This is a genomic window from Streptomyces sp. NBC_00876, assembly GCF_045207435.1.
Taxonomy (GTDB): domain Bacteria; phylum Actinomycetota; class Actinomycetes; order Streptomycetales; family Streptomycetaceae; genus Streptomyces.
This window is the reverse complement of record NZ_CP108800.1, coordinates 3,628,416-3,649,315: the sequence shown is the minus strand read 5'-3', so window position 1 is coordinate 3,649,315 and position 20,900 is coordinate 3,628,416. Positions and strand designations below refer to the sequence as shown.

Genomic DNA, 20,900 nt, shown 5'->3' with positions numbered 1-20,900 from the left:
ACCCGGCAGGCAAAGAAAGAGACGCGGGTGAACGAGAAGGACATGGGCACCGACCTTCAGTCGGTGCTCCTCACCAAGGAAGAGATCGACGCGAAGCTCGTCGAACTGGCCGCGAAGATCGACGCGGAGTACGCGGGCAAGGACCTGCTCCTCGTCGGAGTCCTCAAGGGCGCGGTGATGGTCATGGCGGACCTGGCGCGCGCGCTGTCCACCCCCGTCACGATGGACTGGATGGCCGTCTCGTCGTACGGCGCGGGCACCCAGTCCTCCGGTGTCGTCCGGATCCTCAAGGACCTGGACACCGACATCAAGGGCAAGCACGTCCTGATCGTCGAGGACATCATCGACTCGGGTCTGACCCTGTCCTGGCTGATGTCGAACCTGGGCTCGCGCGAGCCCGCCTCGCTGGAGATCTGCACCCTGCTGCGCAAGCCGGACGCGGCGAAGGTCGCGCTCGACTGCAAGTGGGTCGGCTTCGACATCCCCAACGAGTTCGTCGTCGGCTACGGGCTGGACTACGCGGAGAAGTACCGCAACCTGCCCTTCGTCGGCACCCTCGCCCCGCACGTCTACGGCGGCTGACCGCCGCGGGCCGGCCGGGCCGCACCCGCGGCGCACAGCCCGGAGCGAACGCGGCCCAACCCGCACGGAGTCCGGGGAACCCTCACCGATTTCCCGCCGTTGAGCCTTCGAAGGCGGGTTTGACAGACGTCCCCGACGCTCGTCGGTGACAATGCTGAGGTACCGTCCGAAGAACAGTCTTAACTCACAGCAGCATTTACCTACGGGCAGGAGGGACGGGGCGACTTCGCTCCGTATGGATGGACGTGAAGCGATACTTCCGTGGGCCGGTCATGTGGATCGTGCTGGCCGTCCTCGCCGTGGTCGTGTTGATGCAGGTCGTCGGCTCGTCCGGCGGCTACAAGACGGTGGACACCGGCAAGGTGATCCAGGCGATCAGCAAGAACCAGGTGGAGCAGGCCAAGCTGACCACCGGTGACGATCAAATCCTCAAGATTGAGCTGAAGGACGGCCAGAAACTCTCCGGCGAGTCCGGCAGCAAGTTCCAGGCGAGCTACATCGGCAACCAGGGCGTCGAGCTGGCCGACACGCTGCAGAAGAAGTTCGAGAGCGGTGACATCGAGAAGGGTTACACCGTCTCGCCGTCGAAGCAGTCCCCGTTCGTCTCGATCCTCTTCTCGCTGCTGCCCTTCGTCCTCATCGTGGTCGTCTTCCTGTTTCTGATGAACCAGATGCAGGGTGGCGGCTCCAAGGTCATGCAGTTCGGCAAGTCCAAGGCCAAGCTGATCACCAAGGACACCCCCAAGACGACGTTCGCCGACGTGGCGGGCTCGGACGAGGCGGTCGAGGAGCTCCACGAGATCAAGGAGTTCCTCCAGGAGCCGGCGAAGTTCCAGGCCGTCGGCGCCAAGATCCCCAAGGGTGTCCTGCTGTACGGGCCTCCCGGTACGGGCAAGACGCTGCTCGCACGCGCCGTCGCCGGCGAGGCGGGCGTCCCGTTCTACTCGATCTCCGGATCCGACTTCGTCGAGATGTTCGTCGGTGTCGGTGCCTCCCGTGTCCGTGACCTCTTCGAGCAGGCCAAGGCGAACGCCCCGGCGATCGTCTTCGTCGACGAGATCGACGCAGTCGGCCGGCACCGCGGTGCCGGTATGGGCGGCGGGCACGACGAGCGCGAGCAGACCCTCAACCAGCTGCTCGTGGAGATGGACGGCTTCGACGTGAAGGGTGGCGTCATTCTGATCGCCGCCACGAACCGGCCCGACATCCTCGACCCGGCGCTCCTGCGCCCGGGCCGTTTCGACCGGCAGATCGCGGTCGACCGGCCGGACATGCTGGGCCGTCTGGAGATCCTCAAGGTCCACCAGAAGGGCAAGCCGGTCGCACCGGACGTCGATCTCGGCGCCGTCGCCCGTCGTACGCCCGGCTTCACCGGTGCCGACCTGTCGAACGTGCTGAACGAAGCGGCGCTCCTCACGGCGCGCGGCAATCTGAAGCTCATCGACAACAACATGCTCGACGAGGCCATCGACCGCGTCGTGGCGGGTCCGCAGAAGCGGACCCGGATCATGTCCGAGAAGGAGAAGAAGATCACCGCGTACCACGAGGGCGGACACGCCCTGGTCGCGGCGGCCTCACCTCAGTCGGACCCGGTCCACAAGATCACGATCCTCTCCCGCGGCCGCGCCCTCGGTTACACGATGGTGCTCCCGGAGGAGGACAAGTACTCCACGACGCGCAACGAGATGCTCGACCAGCTGGCTTACATGCTGGGCGGGCGCGCGGCCGAGGAGCTGGTCTTCCACGACCCGACCACCGGCGCTGCGAACGACATCGAGAAGGCCACGGCAACGGCCCGCGCGATGGTCACGCAGTACGGCATGACCGAGCGGCTCGGCGCCATCAAGTTCGGTGGCGACAACACCGAGCCCTTCGTGGGCCGCGAGATGGGCCACCAGCGCGACTACTCGGAAGAGGTCGCCGCGCTGGTCGACGAAGAGGTCAAGAAGCTCATCGAGACCGCGCACAACGACGCGTGGGAGATCCTCGTCGAGAACCGCGACGTTCTGGACGCCCTGGTTCTCCAGCTCCTTGAGAAGGAGACCCTCGGCAAGGCGGAGATCGCCGAGATCTTCGCTCCGATCGTCAAGCGTCCGGCCCGTCCGGCGTGGACCGGCTCCGCCCGGCGCACGCCGTCCACCCGGCCGCCGGTGCTCTCCCCGAAGGAGCTCGCCCTCACCAACGGCGCCACCACGGCGAACGGCTCGGTCACGGACATCGTCCCGGCAACCGAGACGATCCCCGAGGAGCGTCCCGAGAGCTAGTCACCGATTCGGATGTGGCCCCTGTCACGGGGGCTGCAACCGGTCCGGAATGGAAGCCGCGCCCCCCAGGTTTTAGCCTGTGGGGGCGCGGCTTTCGTATATCTGCGCGAATGTCCACGCAACTGACAGTTGAAGGAACGAGGCACAGATGACCGACCCGGTGACGCTGGACGGCCAGGGACCGATCGGCGAGTTCGACGAGAAGCGGGCCGAGGCGGCCGTACGCGAGCTCCTCCTCGCCGTCGGGGAGAACCCGGACCGGGAAGGGCTGCGGGAGACGCCGGGGCGGGTGGCGCGGGCGTACAAGGAGATCTTCGCGGGCCTGTACCAGGCGCCGGAGGACGTCCTGACGACCACGTTCGACCTGGGTCACGACGAGATGGTGCTGGTCAAGGACATCGAGGTGTTCAGTACGTGTGAACACCATCTGGTGCCGTTCCACGGGGTGGCGCACGTGGGGTACATCCCGGCGACCAGCGGCAAGATCACCGGGCTGTCGAAGCTGGCCCGGCTGGTGGACGTCTACGCCCGCCGTCCGCAGGTCCAGGAGCGGCTCACCACGCAGATCGCCGAGTCCCTGATGGAGATCCTGGAGCCGCGCGGCGTCGTCGTCGTCGTGGAGTGCGAGCACATGTGCATGTCGATGCGGGGAATCCGCAAGCCCGGAGCGAAGACGCTGACCTCGGCGGTCCGCGGACAGCTCCGCGACCCCGCGACGCGCGCCGAGGCCATGAGCCTGATCATGGCGCGCTGACGCCCCGGCAGGGACGGGAACGGGCGGCCCTCCGGCGGGACGGCTCCTACGCCGCTGCCGCGTTCTTGTTGTCGTCCTCGTCGTCCGGGAGCTTGCAGACGTGCTCCAGGAACAGGGCCGCCGCGATCACCGCGATGCCGGCCAGGACCGCGAAGCCGGCGTAGATGGCCTGATCGCGGCGGGCCGGCATGTCGAGGGAGCCGAGCAGGAACACGCCCGTGCCGCCGTACATCCCGGAGACCAGGGCGACGACGAGAGCGCTGGCCTGGCCGAAGACCACGGCGCGGGCCGCCATCAGCGGTTCGACGCCCTTGGCTCCCGGCCGGCGCTCCCGCTGGGCGCGCAGCCGGGAACGGATGGACAGCGCCGTGGCCAGCAGGACCACGGCGATGACCGCGAGCACGATGGGTGCGGCCAGCGGCACGCCCGGCAGGGTGCCGAGGGAGTCCCAGAGGCGGGCGCCGCCCCAGGACAGCACCCCGGCGGCGGCGAAGAGGCCGGCCAGTACTCCGAGCCGTAGTTGCTTCACCGCGTGAGCCGCCCTTCGCCGCCTGTGGACTGTCCGTCTGTCTGTCTCTGTGAGCCTAACGACTACTCGGGCAGCCGGAGTTCCAGGTCGGCCCGCGGCAGTACGCCTCCGCTGCCGACACCGGCCAGCAGATCGGCGACCGGGCCGATACCGGGCAGCTGGGCCTCGGGATCCACGTCGTGCCACGGGACCAGGACGAACGCCCGCTCACTGGCCCGGGGGTGAGGGAGGGTGAGCACCGGGTCGTCGGAGACCACATCGGCGTACGCCACGATGTCGACGTCGATGGTGCGCGGACCCCAGCGCTCCTCGCGGACCCGGTCGAAGGCCTCCTCGATGGCCTGGCCGCGCTCCAGCAGGGAGGACGGGGGCAGCGTCGTCTTCACGACGATGACCGCGTTGAAGTACGAGGGCTGGGAACCGGGGTCGACGCCCCAGGGCTCCGTCTCGTACACCGGGGAGACCGCCTTGACCCGGAGGCCCGGGGTGTCCTCCAGGGCGTCGATGGCGCCCTGGAGGGTCTCCAGACGGTTTCCGAGGTTGGAGCCCAGGGAGATCACGGCTCGTTTGGGGTTGGAGAGGGTGATGTCCGCGGCGTCCACCTGCTCGACCACGGAGGCGGGCACCGGCTGTACGGTCGGGTCGCTCTGCCCCTCGGTAGAAAATGCAGTCATGCTCGGCTCCGGGTGATGGTGATGGTGACGTCGTCGAACGGGACGGTGATGGGCGCGTCGGGTTTGTGCACCACGACCTCCACCTCCTGGACGCCTTCGTGCTTGAGGCACTGCTGGGCGATGCGCTCCGCGAGCGTCTCGATCAGATCGACCGGTTCGCCCTGGACGACATCGACGACCTCTTCGGCGACCACGCCGTAGTGCACGGTCTTCGCCAGGTCGTCGGCGGCTGCCGCGGGGCGGGTGTCCAGGCCGAGCACCAGGTCCACGATGAACGTCTGTCCCTCTTCCCGTTCCCGGGGAAAGACGCCATGGTGCCCACGGGCCTTGAGGCCGCGCAGCGCGACACGATCCACGCGAATCACTCCTGCTGTTGTTGTCGTAGGGGCACACAACCGCGTGCGGGCGGCCGCCTGCCCGTTTTTGAATCTACCTGCGAGCACCGACAGTCCTCCCCCGCGGGGGCTATGGACACGGCAGCACGGGACTGGTAGCCGCTGATACCCCGATGTGCCCGGTTCCAACCCCACCGGGCTGTCTTTCGGGCCTCTACGGGCCTTGTACCCCCTCAGGCGGAGGAGTCTTCGTCCTCGTCCTCACCGGTTTCGGACAGTACGGGAGAGCCGTGGTGGGACCAGAGCTTCCAGCCGTCCGGAGTGCGGCGGAACACATTGGTCGCGACGACGAGCTGGCCGACGAGCGGCCCCAGCGAGCTGCCCTCCTCGGCCGGGCCGCCGCTGAGGATGTTCTCGGTGCAGGTCACCAGAGCGGTGTCGCCCGTCATGGAGACCCCGACATCCGTCAGGAAGAACTGGATGTACTCGGTGTTCGCCATGATCAGGGCGTAACTGCGCAGCACCTCGCCGCGTCCGCTGAGCACCGGCCAGCCGGGGTGGACGCAGGAGATGGTGAGGTCGTCGCCGGGCAGCCAGATCGCGGTCAGCGCGTCGAGGTCCCCGCGTTCCATCGCTTCGTAGAAGGCGGTGTTGGCCTGCTCGACCGCCTCGATGTCCGCGGCCGCGGCCGCGTGCTCGTCCTGCGGCTCGTTCACGCGGCTCCTTCGATGGCGCGGGCGACCCGTACGGCGTCGGCGGTGGCCCGGACCTCGTGGACCCGGACGGCCCAGGCGCCGGCGCGGGCGGAGAGGGCGGAGACCGCGGCGGTGGCCGCGTCGCGCTCGCGGGCGGGCGGCGGGGCGGCGCCCTCACCGGCCAGCACATGGCCCAGGAACCGCTTGCGGGAGGCCGCGACCAGCAGTGGGCGCCCGAGGGCGTGCAGCGCGTCCAGGCGGGCGATGAGCGACAGGTCGTGGGCGGCGTCCTTGGCGAAGCCCAGGCCCGGGTCGATCACGATCCGTTCGGGGGCGACACCCCCCGCCACCACGGCGTCCATCCGGGTCCGGAGCTCGTCGACGACCTCGGCGACGACGTCCCCGTAGACCGCCCGGCTGTTCATGGACTCGCTGAACCCCCGCCAGTGCATGACGACGAAGGGCACCGCGGCGGCGGCGACGACCGGGACCATGTCCGGGTCGGCCAGCCCGCCGCTCACGTCGTTGACCAGGACCGCGCCCGCGGCGACGGCCTGCTCGGCGACCCGGGCCCGCATGGTGTCCACGGAGACCGTGACCCCTTCCGCGACCAGTCCGCGGACCACCGGGACCACGCGCCGCAGCTCCTCGGACTCGTCCACCCGGCTCGCGCCGGGGCGGGTCGACTCACCGCCGACATCGACCAGGTCGGCGCCCTCGCCGACCAGATCGAGACCGTGCTTGACGGCCGTGGTGGTGTCGAACCAGCGGCCCCCGTCGGAGAAGGAGTCGGGGGTCACGTTGACGACACCCATGACCGCACAGCGGTCCCACTCCGGCAGGCCCTGGACCGTGCCTCGTCCATGCAACGTACTCATACGACCAGCGTAGGCCCGTACGGGGCGGGGTCACGCCGGGTGGGCGCTGTGCTCCCCCGCAGCGGTCCGCACATGGGGACAGGGCCGCCGGCCGCCCCCCGGCAGCCGGCGGGCCAGGGGACGGGGGAGCGCGAAGCTGACGAAGCCCTCGGCCTGCATGGCGGCCAGCGAGATCCGGGGCAGGTCGCGGGCGGTGCGGTAGACCACGAACCGTGGCTCCCAGCGGGGCCGGAACTTGGCGTTGAACTTGTACAGCGACTCGATCTGGAACCAGCGCGAGAGGAAGATCAGCAGACCGCGCCAGACCCGCAGCACCGGTCCGGCGCCCAGTTTCTCGCCGCGGGCCAGGGCGGAGCGGAACATCGCGAAGTTCAGCGAGACCCGGGTGATGCCGAGCCGGGGCGCGGCCTGGAGGGAGGCGACGATCAGGAGTTCGTTCATCCCGGGGTCGGCGGCCCGGTCACGGCGCATGAGGTCGAGGGACATGCCGTCGGTGCCCCAGGGGACGAAGTGGAGCACGGCCTTCAGATCGCCGTACGGGGAATCGTCGCTCCGGTCGTCGGCCTTGTGGGCGGTGGCGACGAAGCAGTCCCCGTCGGCGCCGTCGCCGATCCGGCCGAGCGCCATGGAGAACCCGCGCTCGTTGTCGGTGCCGCGCCAGTCGGCGGCGGCCCGCCGGATGCGGGCCAGCTCCGCCTCGCCGATGTCGGCCACGCGCCGGACCCGGGTCTCGTAGCCGCCGCGCTCAATGCGCTTCACCATCTGGCGTACGTTGCGCATCGCGCGTCCGGCGAGCGAGAAATCCGCGGCATCCACCACCGCCTCGTCGCCGAGCTCCAGGGCGTCGAGGCCGGTCTCACGGGTCCAGACCTCGCCGCCGGTCTCGCTGCAGCCCATCACGGCCGGGGTCCAGGAGTGCGCCCTGGCCTCGTCCATGAAGCGTTCGATGGCGCCGGGCCAGGCCTCCACGTCGCCGATCGGGTCGCCGCTGGCCAGCATCACCCCGGACACCACCCGGTAGCAGACCGCAGCCTTGCCGCTGGGCGAGAAGACCACGCCCTTGTCGCGGCGGAGCGCGAAGTGGCCCAGCGAGTCGCGGCTGCCGTGCCGCTCGAGCAGTGCGCGCAGCCGGGCCTCGTCGTCCTCGGTGAGGCGGGCGGCCGGGTGCTCGGGGCGGAACGCCAGGTAGATGGTGGTGACCGCGGTCAGCAGGCCGAGCGCGCCCAGCGAGTAGGCCACGGTCCAGGAGGTGTCACCGGCGTATTCGACCGGGCCCTCGAAGCCGAACAGCCCGTACAGCACGTGCTGGAGCCGGTCGGCGATGCTGGGGTTCCCGACCAGGCGGCCGGGGTGGACGCTGACGATGACCAGACCGAGGCCGAGCGAACCCGCGCCGAGGAGGACGAAGTTGGCCAGGGCCCTCCAACGGCTGCGTGGGTCGGGAAGCGCGTCGAATTCACTCCGGTGGCGTACCAGGAGATAACACAGCGTCAGCGAGACGATGGTGCCCAGGACCGAGTGCCGGTAGACGAACTGGGCCAGCGCCCCGGCCGGGAGAAGGACGACGGAGGCCCGCCAGGCCCTTCGTTTGTGCCGTTTGAGACCATGGGCCAGGAGCAGCAGCAGGACGCCGGCGCTCAGCGAGAGCGCTGCGGCGAACGGGCCGAGGGCTCCTGGGAGCACCTCGGCGAGGGTGTGCATCCGGCTGTGCCGGAAGCGCGGGAAGACCCCGGCGGCGACGTCGACCAGGCCGACGGCCGCGCAGGCGCTGCCGACGAGCGCCGGCACGGATTCGGGCCGCGGTCCGCGCACGAAAGCGCGTGCGCCAACCGGAACCGATCCCGATTTATCCCCATCTAGCGTGACAGACATCGCTTCCCGTGGTTCCGCGAGAGATTCTTGGAGTCCGTCGGCCGGAGCCCTGCGGACGATGTGCGACCTCTAGGACGAGGCTTCCGGTGCGCGGGTTCACCCAGGGACCGGAAATTTCCTGACAAGAAAGTTCACCCGTCATGGGCCTTACCGGTAACGCCGTGCTGATCCTGGCGATCGCGCTGGCCGTCGTGCTGTTCGCCGTCACGGTCTGGTGGTGGCCCAGGCTGGCCCGGCGCAGTGTCTCCGCCGTGTTCGGCAGGGTGGGACTGTTGCTGTCGACCCAGGTGGCGGTCTTCGTCTCCGTCGGGCTGATGGCCAACAACTCGTTCCTGTTCTACGGCTCCTGGGCCGATCTGTTCGGCCGTAAACAGGAGCTGGGCGTGGTCACCGACCATGCCGCGGGCACGCTGGCCGCGAAGAACATCGTCCGGGTGGGAACGCAGCGCCCGGACGTGCCGGGCGGTTCGCGGCCCGCTGTGGGCGGCCGGATCGACAAGGTCGTCATCGCGGGGCGGCATTCGGGGATCGAGAGTTCGGCGTACGTGTACCTGCCGCCGGAGTACTTCCAGCCGGCGTACGCCCGGCGGAAATTCCCGGCGCTCGTGGTGCTCACCGGCTATCCGGGCACCTCGGAGAACCTCATCAAGGGGCTGCAGTACCCGCAGACGGCACTCGAGCGGGTGAGGGCGGGCCGGGCGCAGCCCATGATCCTGGTGATGATGCGCCCGACGCTGGCGCCGCCCCGCGACACCGAGTGCGTGGACATACAGGGTGGTCCGAAGACCGAGACGTTCTTCGCGGACGATCTGCCCCGGACGGTCTCGGCGGCCTACCGGATCGGCCGGCACTCCCGTAACTGGGGGATCATCGGCAATTCGACCGGCGGCTACTGCGCGCTGAAGATCGGGCTGCACCATCCCTCCCGGTTCACCGCGAGCGCGGGGCTGTCCGCGTACTACAAGGCGGCCGAGGACCCGACGACCGGCGACCTCTTCCACGGCGACGAGGCGGCGCGCAACCGCGCCGACCTGCTGTGGACGCTGGACCACGGGCCGCAGCCGGACTCGTCCTTCCTGGTGACGACCTCCCGCCACGGTGAGGCGAACTACCTGGCCACGCGGCAGTTCGTGGCCAAGGTGCACCGGCCCGCCCAGGTCTCGTCGATCGTGCTCGACAGCGGCGGGCACAACTTCAACACCTGGCGCCGGGAGATCCCCGCGGCCCTGGAGTGGATGAGCAGCCGGCTCAGCGAGAACTGACCGGCGGACGGCGGCCGGGGCCTGTCCGGGGTGGCGCCGCCTCGGCCCCGGCGGGCTGCGGCCGGGCTGTCCGGGTTGGCGCCCGCGTAGGCCGCGGGCGGCGGGCGGCCTCGCCGGGGGCGGCGCCGTCTCGGCACCCGGGGGCCGGGTCCGTCCGTCCGGACGGGGACCCGTCAGCGGCCCGCGGTCTTCGCGACGCCCGCCACGCTCTCGACGGCCACCTCGGCGCGCGGCACGGCCCGGTCGTCCGCGTTGACCGAGCGGCGCAGCGCCTCGTGGAGCCGGGCCGGGGTGAGCACGCCGAGGAACCGGCCCGCGCTCTCCTCGTCGATGACCGCGATCCAGCCGGCGTCGTGCTGGAGCATGGTGGCGAACGCCTGCTTGAGCGGGGCGCCGACGGGCAGCCAGGCCTCCATCCGGCGGGCGTGCTCCCGGACCGTGCCCGTGGCCCCGGTGAGCGTGTCATCGGCCGGGATCCAGCCGTGCAGATGGTCGTCGCCGTCCAGCACCACGGCCCACCGGGCCCCCTCCGCGCGCAGCCGCTTCGTCGCCGCGGCCAGCGGGTCGTCGAGGTGGACGACCGGCGGGCGGTCGAGGTCGCTCTCCTCGATGGGCGTGACCGAGAGGCGCTTGAGCCCGCGGTCCGCACCGACGAAATCCGCGACATATCCGGTGGCGGGGGCGCCGAGCACGGTGGCGGGCGAGTCGAACTGCTCGATCGAGCCCTGCCCGTAGACGGCGATCCGGTCGCCGAGGCGGACGGCTTCCTCGATGTCGTGCGTGACGAAGAGGACGGTTTTGCGGACCTGCTCCTGGAGCTTCAGGAATTCGTTCTGAAGCCGTTCCCTGACCACCGGGTCGACCGCGCCGAAAGGCTCGTCCATCAGCAGGACCGGCGGGTCGGCCGCCAGTGCCCGTGCCACGCCCACGCGTTGGCGCTGACCGCCGGAGAGCTGTTCCGGATACCGGTCGCCATAAACGGAAGGATCAAGTCCGACCAGGTCGAGGAGTTCCGCGGCGCGGGCCCGGCCCTTTCCGCGTTTCCAGCCCAGGAGATGGGGGACGGTCGCGGTGTTCTCCAGAACCGTACGGTGCGGGAACAGGCCCACCTGCTGGATCACATAGCCGATACGGCGGCGCAGCCGGACGGGGTCGATGGCGGATATGTCGTCCCCGTCGAGGAATATCCGGCCCTCGGTCGGCTCGATCAGCCGGTTCACCATCTTCATGGTGGTCGTCTTGCCACAGCCCGACGGTCCGACGAGCGTGACCAGTTCACCCTCGGCGACCTCGAAGGAAAGGTCGTCGACGGCGGTGGTGCCGTCCGCATACCGCTTGGTGACGTGCTCGAAACGGATCATGGTTCCCCATTGTGGCGCGTGTTCTGTGAAGGACATGTTGCTGGAATACAACGGCCTCGGCGATTGTCAGTGGTCGAGGATAGGCTCGCCGGACATCAGTACGAGAAGGTGACCGGGAGGTGGGGGACGGATGGCCGCGCAGAACTGCCTGGTGACGAACGACTGGATCTGCGGGGAGTATCTCCGTTCCCGCAGCCAGGAGTTGACCGATGCGACGGTCCAGCACATCTGGATCACCGCGGTCTCGGTGGCGATCGGTGTCGCCGTGGCATTTCCGCTGGCGCTGCTCGCCCGCCGCGGCCGGCGCTTCGCGGGACCGGTCCTGGGGCTGACGACGGTGCTCTACACGGTGCCTTCGCTCGCGATGTTCTCGCTGCTGCTTCCGCTGTTCGGTCTCTCCGCGGCCCTCGTCGTCACCGGGCTCGTGCTGTATTCGCTGACCATCCTCGTGCGGAACATCCTGGCGGGGCTTCAAGCGGTGCCGCAGGAGGCGAAGGAGGCCGCGCGCGGCATGGGCTACGGGCCGGTCCGCCTGCTGTGGGAGGTCGAACTTCCCCTGGCGATGCCCGCGTTGATGGCCGGCGTCCGGATCGCCACGGTGTCCACGGTCGCGCTGACGACAGTCGGCTCGATCGTCGGACGGGGCGGCCTGGGCAACCTCATCGACGACGCCCTGCCGAGCTTCTTCAAGGCCCAGGTGCTGGCCGCATCGGTGCTCTGTGTGCTGCTCGCGGTGGTCGCCGATCTGCTGCTGCTCGGGGTCCAGCGGCTGCTGACCCCCTGGACCCGGATATCCGGCGCCCGCGACGCCGCGGGCACGGCCGGCACGGTGAAGGCGGTCTGATTCATGGGAGTTCTCGGCGAGGCCTGGACCTGGCTCACCACCGGCGCCAACTGGTCGGGGGAGAGCGGGGTGGCCCACCGGCTCGGCGAGCATCTGTACGTCAGCGGGGTGGCGCTCGCCCTGTCCTGCGCCATCGCGCTGCCCATCGCCCTGTACCTGGGACACATCGGGAAGGGGGGTGCGCTGGCCGTCAACATCTCCAACGTGGGGCGGGCCGTCCCGGTCTTCGCGGTGCTGGCCCTCTTCATGGTCTCGCCGCTGCGCAACGCGGGATATGTGCCGACGATCATCGCCCTGGTGCTGTTCGCCGTGCCGCCGCTGCTGACCAACGCCTACGTCGGGATGACGGAGGTGGACCGTTCGGTGGCGGAGGCCGCGCGCGGGATGGGCATGTCGGGCGGCCAGCTCTTCGTACGCGTAGAGCTCCCGCTGGCCTACCCGATGATCATGACCGGGCTGCGGTCGGCCGCGGTCCAGGTCGTGGCCACGGCGACGATCGCCGCGATGGTCGGCCAGGGCGGCCTCGGCCGGATCATCACCGCCGGATTCAACACGTACAACACCCCGCAGGTGGTGGCGGGGGCACTGCTGGTCGCCGTGCTCGCCCTGCTGGTGGAGGCGGCCCTGGCCGGCCTCGACCGGATCCTGTCGCCGCTGCGCCGGCGCCGGACGGCATGACGCCCGGCCGGCTCACGTAACCGATAACGCTGAACGCATATGGCCTCGTTGCCGTGGACGGAGAACAACATGAGCAGGACCTCGCGCATAGCCGGCGCGGTCATCGGCATCGTCGCGCTCGCGGGCTCGCTCGCCGCCTGCGGCGGCGACAGCCTGGAGAAGGACAAGGGCGGAGCCGCCGGGGACACCGACTCGGGGAAGAAGGGGTCGCTCGTCGTCGGCGCCGCCGCCTTCACCGAGTCCAAGGTGCTCGCCGAGCTGTACGCCCAGATTCTCGGCGACGCCGGATACAGCACCTCGATCACCACGGTGAAGAACCGTGAACTCTACGAACCGTCGCTGGAGAAGGGCGAGATCGACGTCGTACCCGAATACGCGGCGACGATCGCCGAATTCCTCAACGCCAAGGTGAACGGCGCGAAGGCGGCCGAGTCGAAGCCGGTCGCCTCGGGCGACACCGCGGCCACGGTCGCCGCTCTGGAGAAGCTCGCCACTCCGCGCGGGCTGAAGGTGCTGCCGGCCGGCCGGGCGGTCGACCAGAACGCCTTCGCGGTCACGAAGGAATTCGCCGACAAGAACAAGCTCAAGACCCTTTCGGATCTCGGCGCTTCCAAGATCAAGGTGAAGATCGCGGCCGGCGACGAATGCGAGGTGCGGCCCTTCTGCGCACCCGGGCTGAAGAAGACGTACGGCATCGACGTCACCGGCATCGACCCGAAGGGCGTCGGCACCCCGCAGTCCAAGCAGGCGGTCAAGGACGGCAAGGACCAGCTGGTCCTCACCACCACCACGGACGCGGTGCTGGACAGCTTCGGCCTGGTCTTCCTGGACGACGACAAGAAGCTCCAGAACGCGGACAACGTACTGCCCGTCGTCAATGCCGAGGACGCCGGCGCCCAGGACATCGCCGACGCGCTCGGCAAGCTCACCGCCGCACTCACCACACAGGATCTCGCGGAGCTGAACCGCAAGGTCGACGCCGAGCGTGCCAAACCCGCCGATGTGGCCAAGGAATACCTTCGGTCGAAGGATCTGATCAAGAAGTAGAGCAGGACCGGAATGGGTGGTTCGGGGGCCGTCAGGTAACTGGCGGGGAACAGATTGCCGGGCGGCCTCCCAAGCACCCCGTACGCACGGTAAATTTCGGGCCATGCCACGTGGACGCCATCGCCATTCCCCACCTCTGCACAGAATCCTTCCGCCCTCGGCCGTCGCCGGGGCCTCGGTCGTCTGTGCCGCGGGAGCCTGGCTGCTCGCCGAGCCGCTGGTCCTGCGCGGACTGGTCGCCGCCGCGGCGGCCGCCGCCGTCACCGGCGCGTTCCTGATGCGCAGCTGGGACCGCGAGGCGGGCCGTCGCGTCGCGGAGCTGACCCGCGCCCGCGCCAGTGACGAATGGCGCGCCGAGGAGCGCGTGGCGGAGCTGGAAACCGATCTGGAGGAGTCGCGCGAGCTGCGCGCCCGTCTGGAGACCAAGCTGCGCCGCAAGCGGGTCGAGCTCGCGGGCCTGCGCGGTGAGCATGCCGCACTGCTGCGCCGGTACGCCAACGCCGAGACCGAGCGCGCCAGCGTGCTGGAGAGCCGCCGGCAGCTCGCGCTGGAGGCGGCGGCGCCCCGCGAACTGCCCGCCGCACGCAGCACGCCCACGCTGTCCGCGTATCTGCGGGCCGCCCAGGCTCTCGACGACCTCACGCGCAACGGGGCGCTCCAGCAGGCCCGGCGCACCGCCGAGGAGGCCAGGAAGCGCGATCTCGCGGAGCGGGCCCGAGAGCCCGAGGAAGCGCAGGGCAGGCACGCGGCGGCCGGCGGCTCCGGGAAGGGCGCCGAGCAGCACCGCCGTCCGGCGGCCGCCCTGCCCGCGACGCGGCCCGCCCCGGCACTGCCCGCCCCGCGTCCGGTGCCCGCCGCCAGCGCGGTCGTTCCCTACGCCGCGTCCCGTCGCCACCTGGTGCCGCAGGGCAGCTTCGACTTCTTCGGTACGCAGAAGGCGCACGCCGCCATCGAGTCCGTACAGAACGAGGACCTCGCCGACGTGGTGGGCGAGGAGGCGCTGGCCGCGCACCGCACGGGCACGGCCGAGAACCGGGCCGTCGGCAAGGTCATCGACCTGACCGCACACGACGAGACCGAGCAGCTGGACGTGGCGGAGTTGCGCAGCGCGATCTCGTAGGACGGAACAGGCGGCAGCCGGCTACTTGTCGATGTCGCCCACGACGAAGAACAGCGAACCCAGGATCGCCACCATGTCGGCGACGAGCGTGCCCGGCAGCAGTTCGGTGAGTGCCTGGATGTTGTTGAACGACGCGGAGCGGAGCTTCAGCCGGTACGGGGTCTTCTCGCCCTTGGACACCAGGTAGTAGCCGTTGACCCCGAGCGGATTCTCGGTCCAGGCGTAGGTGTGGCCCTCGGGGGCCTTGAGGACCTTGGGCAGCCGCTGGTTGATCGGACCGGGGGCCAGGTCCGCCATCCGGTCCAGGCAGGCGTCCGCCAGGTCCAGGGCGTTGTGCGTCTGGTCCAGCAGGCACTCGAACCGGGCCAGGCAGTCGCCCTCGGTGCGGGTGACGACCTTCAGGGTGTCCTGGAGTTCCCCGTACGCGAGATACGGCTCGTCGCGCCGCAGGTCGAAGTCGACGCCCGAGGCGCGGGCGATCGGCCCGGACACCCCGTAGGCGTGTACGGCCTCGGCCGACAGCACCCCCACTCCGCGGGTACGGCCCCGGAAGATCTCGTTGCCGAGCACCAGCTTGTCGTAGACGTCCATCCGGGACCGGACCGAGGCGACGGCGTCCCGGGCACGGCCGAGCCAGCCCGCCGGCAGGTCCTCCTTCAGCCCGCCGACCCGGTTGAACATGTAGTGCATCCGGCCGCCGGAGACCTCCTCCATCACGGCCTGGAGCTCCTCGCGCTCCCGGAACGCGTAGAACACCGGGGTGATCCCGCCGAGTTCCAGCGGGTACGAACCGAGGAACATCAGATGGTTCAGGACCCGGTTCAGCTCGGCGAGCAGGGTGCGGGTCCAGACCGCGCGCTCCGGGACCTCCATGCCGAGCATGCGCTCGACGGCCATCACGACGCCCAGCTCGTTGGAGAACGCCGAGAGCCAGTCGTGGCGGTTGGCGAGCATCACGATCTGCCGGTAGTCGCGGGCCTCGAAGAGCTTCTCCGCGCCGCGGTGCATATAGCCGATGACCGGTTCGGCCTGCTGGATGCGTTCGCCGTCCAGGACGATCCGCAGACGGAGCACGCCGTGCGTGGAGGGGTGCTGCGGGCCGATGTTGAGCACCATGTCGGTGCTCTCCGCCGCGCCGCCGATGCCGACTGTCGTCTCCGTCATGGGGGACAGTATTGCCTGCGGGCGCGATTGCGGGGGCGCTGCCCCCGGACCCCCGCTCCTCAATCGCCCCAGGGGCTGAGAGGGCCCACTCGTTGCGTCAGCCAGCCGAAGTCGCCCAGGCCGCCGCGGGCGGTCAGCTCCGCCGCTTCGCCCGCGCCGGCCAGTGCCCGCAGGTATCCGGACGGGTCGCTCGACGCCAGGGACAGCGGCGGCCGTTCCCCGTCGACGCCCAGCTCCCGCAGCGCCTCGCGCTGGGTGCTGATCCGCGCGGCCGGGCCGCCCGCCGCCGCGCACGCGTCCAGCGCCACGTGCGAGGTGAGGTCGCAGCTGCCGTCCGGTACCGGCCGCACCTCGCGCCCCGCACGGAAACCGGTCAGCGTGCCGAACGGCGGCCGCTCCTCCCGTACGTGGCAGTAGTCCACCGCCACCGCCAGCCCGCCGGCCAGCGTGGACACCGCACGCGCCCACGCCTCGTCGCGCGGGCGGCCGATCTCCGCCCGGCTGCCCGGCCCCGCCGACGGCCACCAGCGGCGCAGCCACCGCGCGTCCGCCCCGCTCACCGGACCGCCCAGCCGCTCCGCCCCGTCGGCCGTCCGCACCTGGACGTACCGCTCGACGCCGTCCGGGTCCGTCTCGGCGACCGGCACCGGCACATTGTCCAGCCACTCATTGGCGAACAGCAGCCCGCGCACGCCGTGCGGCGGCTCCGCGCACCACTCCACCCGTGGGTCCAGGCCGGGCGGGCGTGCGGCGAGCTCCACGGCGTACGCCCGTACCGCGAGGCCGCCGCCGCCCTCGGCCGGCAGCGCCGCGAGCACCCCCGCCGACAGCTCTCCGCGCCCCGCCCCCAGATCCACCAGGTCCACGGACGAGGTCCCGAGCTCGCCGGCCGTCCTGACCAGCAGCCGGGCGACGGCCGCGGCGAACAGCCCGGAAGCGTGCACGGAGGTACGGAAATGGCCCGCGGGCCCCTCGGGACGCCGGTAGAAACCCCTGTCTCCGTACAAAGCGGTCTCGGCCGCCTCCTGCCACCCACGCCACTCATCCGTCACGTATCCAAGTCTCCACCTTGGGGAGTACGGTCTCCGAAACCGGATCGGCCCTTCGGCTGACCCCGGCACCCCTTGGCTGTCCCTACGCTGGGTTACGTGCAGCTCCTCTACGACTTCATCCGCAGACACCCGACGGGCGTCGACTGCTTCTGGGCGGTCTTCCTCCTCGGGCTCTCCGGCATGACGATCGTGGTGGGCGATGCCGGCCGCGGCGGCGGCGCCGGTGAGCGCATCGCCATCGTGCCGGTCGTCATCGGCCTCTGCGCCGTCGTCGCACTGCGCCGGCGCGCACCCGAGAAGATGCTGCTGCTCGCCATCGCGATGGGCGTCGTCCAGCTGGTGTTCGGGGTCAGACCGACCGTCGCGAACTTCGCCATGCTGGTGATCACCTTCACCGTGGCCACCGTCGGGGAGCGCTGGGCGTCCCGGCTCGCCCTGGTCTGCAGTCTGTGCGCGGCCACGATCTCCCAGCTCCGCTGGCCGGAGACGGAGCAGCCGCGCAGCTGGGCGCAGACGGTGTTCCTCGTCGTCGTGTTGACGGTGCCGTTCGTGCTGGCCTGGGTGCTCGGCGACTCGATGCGGACCCGGCGGGCCTACTTCGACCAGCTGGAGGAGCGCGCCGCCCGGCTGGAGCGGGAGCGCGAGGCCCAGTCGAAGGTCGCGGTGGCCGCCGAGCGGGCCCGTATCGCCCGCGAACTCCACGATGTCGTCGCGCACAACGTCTCGGTGATGGTGGTGCAGGCCGACGGTGCCGCCTATGTCATGGACGCGGCTCCCGATCAGGCCCGGCAGGCGCTGGAGACCATCTCCAGCACCGGCAGGCAGGCGCTCGCGGAGATGCGGCGGCTGCTCGGCGTGCTGCGCACGGGCGACACCCGGGAGAGCGGGGAGTACGTTCCGCAGCCCGACGTGGAGCAGATCGAGGACCTGATCGACCAGGTCAGAACCTCCGGGCTGGCCGTCGACTTCAAGGTCGAGGGCACCCCGCGCCCGCTGCCCAGCGGCGTCGAGCTGACCGCGTACCGCATCGTGCAGGAGGCCCTGACCAACACGCGCAAGCACGGCGGTCCGAACGCCGGGGCCAGCGTGCGGCTGGTCTACTTCGACGACGGGCTCGGCCTGCTGGTGGAGGACGACGGCCGGGGCGCGGCGCACGAGCTGTACGAGGACGGCGGCGCCGACGGCGCGGGCCACGGCATGATCGGAATGCGCGAACGGGTCGGCATGGTCGGTGGCACGCTGGACGCGGGACCGCGGCCCGGCGGCGGATTCCGGATCAGCGCGCTGCTGCCGCTCAAGGCCGCCTGACCGGGAATGTCCGACGTCCGACCGACCGCAGAACGAACAGGAGACAGGGACCCATGGCGATCCGCGTGATGCTCGTCGACGACCAGGTGCTGCTGCGCACCGGCTTCCGGATGGTGCTCGCCGCGCAGCCCGACATGGAGGTCGTCGCCGAGGCGGGCGACGGTGCGGAGGCGATCGAGAATCTCCGCGCCACCGCCGTGGACGTGGTGCTGATGGACGTACGCATGCCCCGGCTGGACGGCGTCGAGGCCACCCGCCGCATCTGTGCGCAGCCCGATGCCCCCAAGGTGCTCATCCTGACGACGTTCGACCTCGACGAGTACGCCTTCTCCGGGCTGAAGGCCGGGGCCAGCGGCTTCATGCTCAAGGATGTGCCGCCGGGCGAACTGCTCGCCGCGATCCGCTCCGTGCACAGCGGCGACGCCGTCGTCGCCCCGTCCACCACCCGCCGGCTCCTGGACCGCTTCTCGCCGTTGCTGCCCAGCGGCACGGCCGAGCCTCAGCACAAGGACGTCGCCAAGCTCACCGAGCGGGAACGCGAGGTGATGCTGCTGGTCGCCCAGGGCCTGTCGAACGGCGAGATCGCGGGGCGCCTGGTGCTCTCCGAGGCGACCGTGAAGACGCATGTCGGCCGCATCCTGACCAAGCTGGGCCTGCGTGACCGGGTGCAGGTCGTCGTCCTCGCGTACGAGACCGGGCTGGTGCGCGCCGGCGGCGGGGCTGGCTGAACGATGGGCGCCCTGGTGTGGGTCAACGGCCCGTTCGGCGGCGGCAAGACCCAGACGGCGTACGAGCTGCAGCGGCGGCTGCCCGGCAGCGTGGTGTGCGACCCGGAGCGCGTCGGCTTCGGGCTGCACCGGATGCTGCCGCCCGCGCTGCGCGGCGACTTCCAGGACCTGCCGGCCTGGCGGCAGGGGGTACGCGACATGCTGGACCTCGCGCTGCGCGAGCATCCGGGCACGGTGATCGCCCCGATGACCCTGGTCGACGCCGGCTACTTCGACGAGGTCGTCGGACGGCTGCGGGAGGACGGGCACCCGGTGCACCACTTCGCCCTGCTCGCCGAGCGCGCCACGGTGCTGCGCCGGCTGAGCGAGCGGGGGCTCGGGCGCGGGCTGAAGCGCGAGAGCTTCGCCGTCGCGAAACTGGACCACTGCCTGGAGCGGCTCGAGTCCCCGGAGTTCGCCGAGCACATCCGTACCGACCGGCTGACGGTCCCGCAGGTCGCCGACCGGATCGCCGGATCGGTGGGTCTTACCCTGCTGCCGGACACCGACAGCGCACTGCGGCACCGGGTGCGGCGGGCCTGGACGGGGATCCGGCACATCCGGTTCGACTGACCCGCCGGCCGCACCGCCCCGGCCTCAGCGCAGGATCCCCTCCAGGAAGTCGCTGCCGAGCCGCGCCACCGCGGTCAGGTCCAGCTGGTGCAGGACGTACCGGCCGCGGCGCCGGGTCGTGACCAGGCCGGCCTTCTTGAGCACGGCGAGATGGCGGGAGACCTCGGGGGCCGTGATCCCGTTCGTGTCGGCTAGCTCCCCTGTCGTGTACGGCGAGCGGCCGATGTTGCGGCACAGCCGCATCCGCATCGGATGGGCCAGCGCCTCCATCCGCAGCCGGAGCAGCTCGACGGAGGCGGGGGAGGGGAGTTCGGGCCGGTGCACCGGGTAGTGGATCACCGGTCGCCAGCCCGGGGCGTGCAGCACCATCAGATGCGGCCAGCCGAAGCTCGTCGGGATGAGCGTGAGCCCGGGGCCGACGGCGGGATCGGTGGCGTCCGTCGCGCCCTCGCTCAGCTTGTCGACGCTGATCCGCTTCCCGCCCTCGTCGACCGAGAGCGCGGCGGACACCGCGCTCAGCGCCTCGTCGAGCCCCTTGTGACGCAGCAGATCCGTCTTGTGCCGCGCGTCGGCGACCAGCTGGACGCGCACCCGCCGCCAGGTGTCCGCGAAGAACGCCTGGTCGCAGTCCTCGAACAGGCGCCGGATCCAGCGGCGTACGGGTGCGGGGTCGGCCAGCAGCCGCTGGGTGAACTCGACCTGCTGCGGGCCGCGTGCCGCCGCCATGTCCAGGGCCCGGGCCCGCATGCCCGCGTCGCGCAGGGGAGAGGCCGCACCGGTCCCGTACAGGTTGGCGCAGGTGAACTCCAGAGCCGCGGAGACGAACCGTTCGTCGTCCAGCCGGTCGAGGATGTCCAGCTCCTCGGCGAGGTCGGCGCCCGTCCTGCCGTCACCGCCGCGGACCCCGGCGAACGGCATGAAGATGTCCGAGAAGGTGTTCCGCCACAGGAACTCGGCCTCGTGCAACCGGTCGGCCAGATCGGGTTCGAGGGCCGTGGTGGTGGCGGTCGTCCAGCCGTGCAGCCCCGGGTGGTGCCCCGGCTCGGACAGGGCGTGCAGAGCCACCCCCAGCTCGACGAGGGGGGAGGTCTCGAAGACGATGTGCCGGGGGTCGAGTCCCGCGATGTCGATGCTCACGCTC

Annotated in this window: 21 protein-coding genes; 11 read left to right on the top strand and 10 right to left on the bottom strand. The window is 70.7% G+C overall.

Annotated features, from left to right (window positions below):
* Window positions 1-42: 42 nt before the first annotated feature.
* The 3 genes from hpt to folE all read left to right on the top strand — a co-directional run bounded on the left by hpt (window position 43) and on the right by folE (window position 3,600).
* The gene (hpt, locus tag OG782_RS15995; RefSeq protein ID WP_037777945.1) at window positions 43-582 is read left to right on the top strand and encodes a hypoxanthine phosphoribosyltransferase; all 540 of its coding nucleotides are present in this window, start codon (window positions 43-45) and stop codon (window positions 580-582) included.
* A 239-nt stretch (window positions 583-821) separates the two neighbouring features.
* Window positions 822-2,846, top strand: a complete 2,025-nt coding sequence (ftsH, locus tag OG782_RS15990; protein WP_406451467.1) for an ATP-dependent zinc metalloprotease FtsH — start codon at window positions 822-824, stop codon at window positions 2,844-2,846.
* Between the two features lie 148 nt (window positions 2,847-2,994).
* Window positions 2,995-3,600: a GTP cyclohydrolase I FolE gene (gene folE, locus OG782_RS15985; protein ID WP_406451465.1), complete on the top strand. Its 606-nt coding sequence runs from the start codon at window positions 2,995-2,997 to the stop codon at window positions 3,598-3,600.
* Between the two features lie 46 nt (window positions 3,601-3,646).
* On the opposite strand, the gene OG782_RS15980 is transcribed toward folE, so the two are convergent.
* The 6 genes from OG782_RS15980 to OG782_RS15955 form a co-directional block, all read right to left on the bottom strand.
* The gene (locus tag OG782_RS15980) at window positions 3,647-4,129 is read right to left on the bottom strand and encodes a DUF3180 domain-containing protein (protein WP_406451463.1); all 483 of its coding nucleotides are present in this window, start codon (window positions 4,127-4,129) and stop codon (window positions 3,647-3,649) included.
* Window positions 4,130-4,191: 62 nt separating this feature from the next.
* A complete protein-coding gene (gene folK / locus OG782_RS15975; RefSeq protein WP_406451461.1) occupies window positions 4,192-4,803 on the bottom strand; it encodes a 2-amino-4-hydroxy-6-hydroxymethyldihydropteridine diphosphokinase in 612 nt (203 codons plus the stop codon).
* A complete protein-coding gene (gene folB, locus OG782_RS15970) occupies window positions 4,800-5,159 on the bottom strand; it encodes a dihydroneopterin aldolase (RefSeq protein ID WP_406451459.1) in 360 nt (119 codons plus the stop codon). The genes folK and folB overlap by 4 nt, the downstream gene beginning before the upstream one ends.
* A 212-nt stretch (window positions 5,160-5,371) precedes the next feature.
* Complete coding sequence (locus tag OG782_RS15965; RefSeq protein WP_406451457.1) at window positions 5,372-5,854, bottom strand: nuclear transport factor 2 family protein; 483 nt, start codon at window positions 5,852-5,854, stop codon at window positions 5,372-5,374.
* Entirely contained in the window at window positions 5,851-6,648 is a 798-nt protein-coding gene (folP, locus tag OG782_RS15960) for a dihydropteroate synthase (protein ID WP_406459101.1), read from the bottom strand. The genes OG782_RS15965 and folP overlap by 4 nt, the downstream gene beginning before the upstream one ends.
* Window positions 6,649-6,741: 93 nt before the next feature.
* Complete coding sequence (locus OG782_RS15955; RefSeq protein WP_406451455.1) at window positions 6,742-8,583, bottom strand: phosphatidylglycerol lysyltransferase domain-containing protein; 1,842 nt, start codon at window positions 8,581-8,583, stop codon at window positions 6,742-6,744.
* 140 nt (window positions 8,584-8,723) lie between these two features.
* Here OG782_RS15955 and OG782_RS15950 point away from each other — a divergent pair, with 140 nt between their 5' ends.
* Window positions 8,724-9,845: an alpha/beta hydrolase gene (locus OG782_RS15950; protein ID WP_406451453.1), complete on the top strand. Its 1,122-nt coding sequence runs from the start codon at window positions 8,724-8,726 to the stop codon at window positions 9,843-9,845.
* A gap of 173 nt (window positions 9,846-10,018) precedes the next feature.
* On the opposite strand, the gene OG782_RS15945 is transcribed toward OG782_RS15950, so the two are convergent.
* On the bottom strand, window positions 10,019-11,206 hold the full coding sequence (locus OG782_RS15945) for a betaine/proline/choline family ABC transporter ATP-binding protein (RefSeq protein ID WP_406451451.1): 1,188 nt from the start codon (window positions 11,204-11,206) through the stop codon (window positions 10,019-10,021).
* 130 nt (window positions 11,207-11,336) lie between these two features.
* Here OG782_RS15945 and OG782_RS15940 point away from each other — a divergent pair, with 130 nt between their 5' ends.
* From OG782_RS15940 to OG782_RS15925, 4 genes are all read left to right on the top strand, one after another.
* The gene (locus tag OG782_RS15940) at window positions 11,337-12,050 is read left to right on the top strand and encodes an ABC transporter permease (protein ID WP_406451449.1); all 714 of its coding nucleotides are present in this window, start codon (window positions 11,337-11,339) and stop codon (window positions 12,048-12,050) included.
* 3 nt (window positions 12,051-12,053) lie between these two features.
* Window positions 12,054-12,728, top strand: a complete 675-nt coding sequence (locus OG782_RS15935; protein ID WP_406451447.1) for an ABC transporter permease — start codon at window positions 12,054-12,056, stop codon at window positions 12,726-12,728.
* 69 nt (window positions 12,729-12,797) lie between these two features.
* On the top strand, window positions 12,798-13,775 hold the full coding sequence (locus OG782_RS15930; RefSeq protein WP_406451445.1) for an ABC transporter substrate-binding protein: 978 nt from the start codon (window positions 12,798-12,800) through the stop codon (window positions 13,773-13,775).
* Between the two features lie 103 nt (window positions 13,776-13,878).
* Window positions 13,879-14,895, top strand: a complete 1,017-nt coding sequence (locus OG782_RS15925; protein ID WP_406451443.1) for a hypothetical protein — start codon at window positions 13,879-13,881, stop codon at window positions 14,893-14,895.
* 21 nt (window positions 14,896-14,916) lie between these two features.
* Here OG782_RS15925 and OG782_RS15920 read toward each other — a convergent pair whose 3' ends face one another.
* Window positions 14,917-16,059 (bottom strand): NADH-quinone oxidoreductase subunit D, encoded by a 1,143-nt coding sequence (locus OG782_RS15920; RefSeq protein WP_406451441.1) that lies wholly within the window; start codon window positions 16,057-16,059, stop codon window positions 14,917-14,919.
* Between the two features lie 59 nt (window positions 16,060-16,118).
* Window positions 16,119-17,111, bottom strand: a complete 993-nt coding sequence (locus OG782_RS15915) for an SAM-dependent methyltransferase (RefSeq protein WP_406451439.1) — start codon at window positions 17,109-17,111, stop codon at window positions 16,119-16,121.
* A gap of 96 nt (window positions 17,112-17,207) precedes the next feature.
* On the opposite strand from OG782_RS15915, the gene OG782_RS15910 reads away from it, so the two are divergent.
* The 3 genes from OG782_RS15910 to OG782_RS15900 are packed head-to-tail and all read left to right on the top strand — an operon-like array spanning window position 17,208 to window position 19,759.
* Window positions 17,208-18,419 (top strand): sensor histidine kinase, encoded by a 1,212-nt coding sequence (locus tag OG782_RS15910; protein WP_406451437.1) that lies wholly within the window; start codon window positions 17,208-17,210, stop codon window positions 18,417-18,419.
* A 53-nt stretch (window positions 18,420-18,472) separates the two neighbouring features.
* Window positions 18,473-19,147 carry a response regulator gene (locus OG782_RS15905; protein WP_406451435.1) on the top strand — a complete coding sequence of 225 codons (675 nt, stop codon included), beginning with the start codon at window positions 18,473-18,475 and terminating at the stop codon, window positions 19,145-19,147.
* Between the two features lie 3 nt (window positions 19,148-19,150).
* A complete protein-coding gene (locus OG782_RS15900; RefSeq protein WP_406451433.1) occupies window positions 19,151-19,759 on the top strand; it encodes an AAA family ATPase in 609 nt (202 codons plus the stop codon).
* Between the two features lie 24 nt (window positions 19,760-19,783).
* Here OG782_RS15900 and OG782_RS15895 read toward each other — a convergent pair whose 3' ends face one another.
* Complete coding sequence (locus OG782_RS15895) at window positions 19,784-20,896, bottom strand: DUF5937 family protein (RefSeq protein ID WP_406451431.1); 1,113 nt, start codon at window positions 20,894-20,896, stop codon at window positions 19,784-19,786.
* Between the last annotated feature and the right edge of the window lie 4 nt (window positions 20,897-20,900).

What these genes read in the sequence shown, in the direction of transcription:
- hpt (WP_037777945.1), top strand. Translation starts at nt 43, where the DNA reads ATGGGCACCGACCTTCAGTCGGTGCTCCTCACCAAGGAAGAGATCGAC.
- ftsH (WP_406451467.1), top strand. Translation starts at nt 822, where the DNA reads ATGGACGTGAAGCGATACTTCCGTGGGCCGGTCATGTGGATCGTGCTG.
- folE (WP_406451465.1), top strand. Translation starts at nt 2,995, where the DNA reads ATGACCGACCCGGTGACGCTGGACGGCCAGGGACCGATCGGCGAGTTC.
- folK (WP_406451461.1), bottom strand. Translation starts at nt 4,803, where the DNA reads ATGACTGCATTTTCTACCGAGGGGCAGAGCGACCCGACCGTACAGCCG.
- folP (WP_406459101.1), bottom strand. Translation starts at nt 6,648, where the DNA reads ATGGGTGTCGTCAACGTGACCCCCGACTCCTTCTCCGACGGGGGCCGC.
- OG782_RS15955 (WP_406451455.1), bottom strand. Translation starts at nt 8,583, where the DNA reads ATGTCTGTCACGCTAGATGGGGATAAATCGGGATCGGTTCCGGTTGGC.
- OG782_RS15950 (WP_406451453.1), top strand. Translation starts at nt 8,724, where the DNA reads ATGGGCCTTACCGGTAACGCCGTGCTGATCCTGGCGATCGCGCTGGCC.
- OG782_RS15945 (WP_406451451.1), bottom strand. Translation starts at nt 11,206, where the DNA reads ATGATCCGTTTCGAGCACGTCACCAAGCGGTATGCGGACGGCACCACC.
- OG782_RS15940 (WP_406451449.1), top strand. Translation starts at nt 11,337, where the DNA reads ATGGCCGCGCAGAACTGCCTGGTGACGAACGACTGGATCTGCGGGGAG.
- OG782_RS15935 (WP_406451447.1), top strand. Translation starts at nt 12,054, where the DNA reads ATGGGAGTTCTCGGCGAGGCCTGGACCTGGCTCACCACCGGCGCCAAC.
- OG782_RS15930 (WP_406451445.1), top strand. Translation starts at nt 12,798, where the DNA reads ATGAGCAGGACCTCGCGCATAGCCGGCGCGGTCATCGGCATCGTCGCG.
- OG782_RS15925 (WP_406451443.1), top strand. Translation starts at nt 13,879, where the DNA reads ATGCCACGTGGACGCCATCGCCATTCCCCACCTCTGCACAGAATCCTT.
- OG782_RS15920 (WP_406451441.1), bottom strand. Translation starts at nt 16,059, where the DNA reads ATGACGGAGACGACAGTCGGCATCGGCGGCGCGGCGGAGAGCACCGAC.
- OG782_RS15905 (WP_406451435.1), top strand. Translation starts at nt 18,473, where the DNA reads ATGGCGATCCGCGTGATGCTCGTCGACGACCAGGTGCTGCTGCGCACC.
- OG782_RS15900 (WP_406451433.1), top strand. Translation starts at nt 19,151, where the DNA reads ATGGGCGCCCTGGTGTGGGTCAACGGCCCGTTCGGCGGCGGCAAGACC.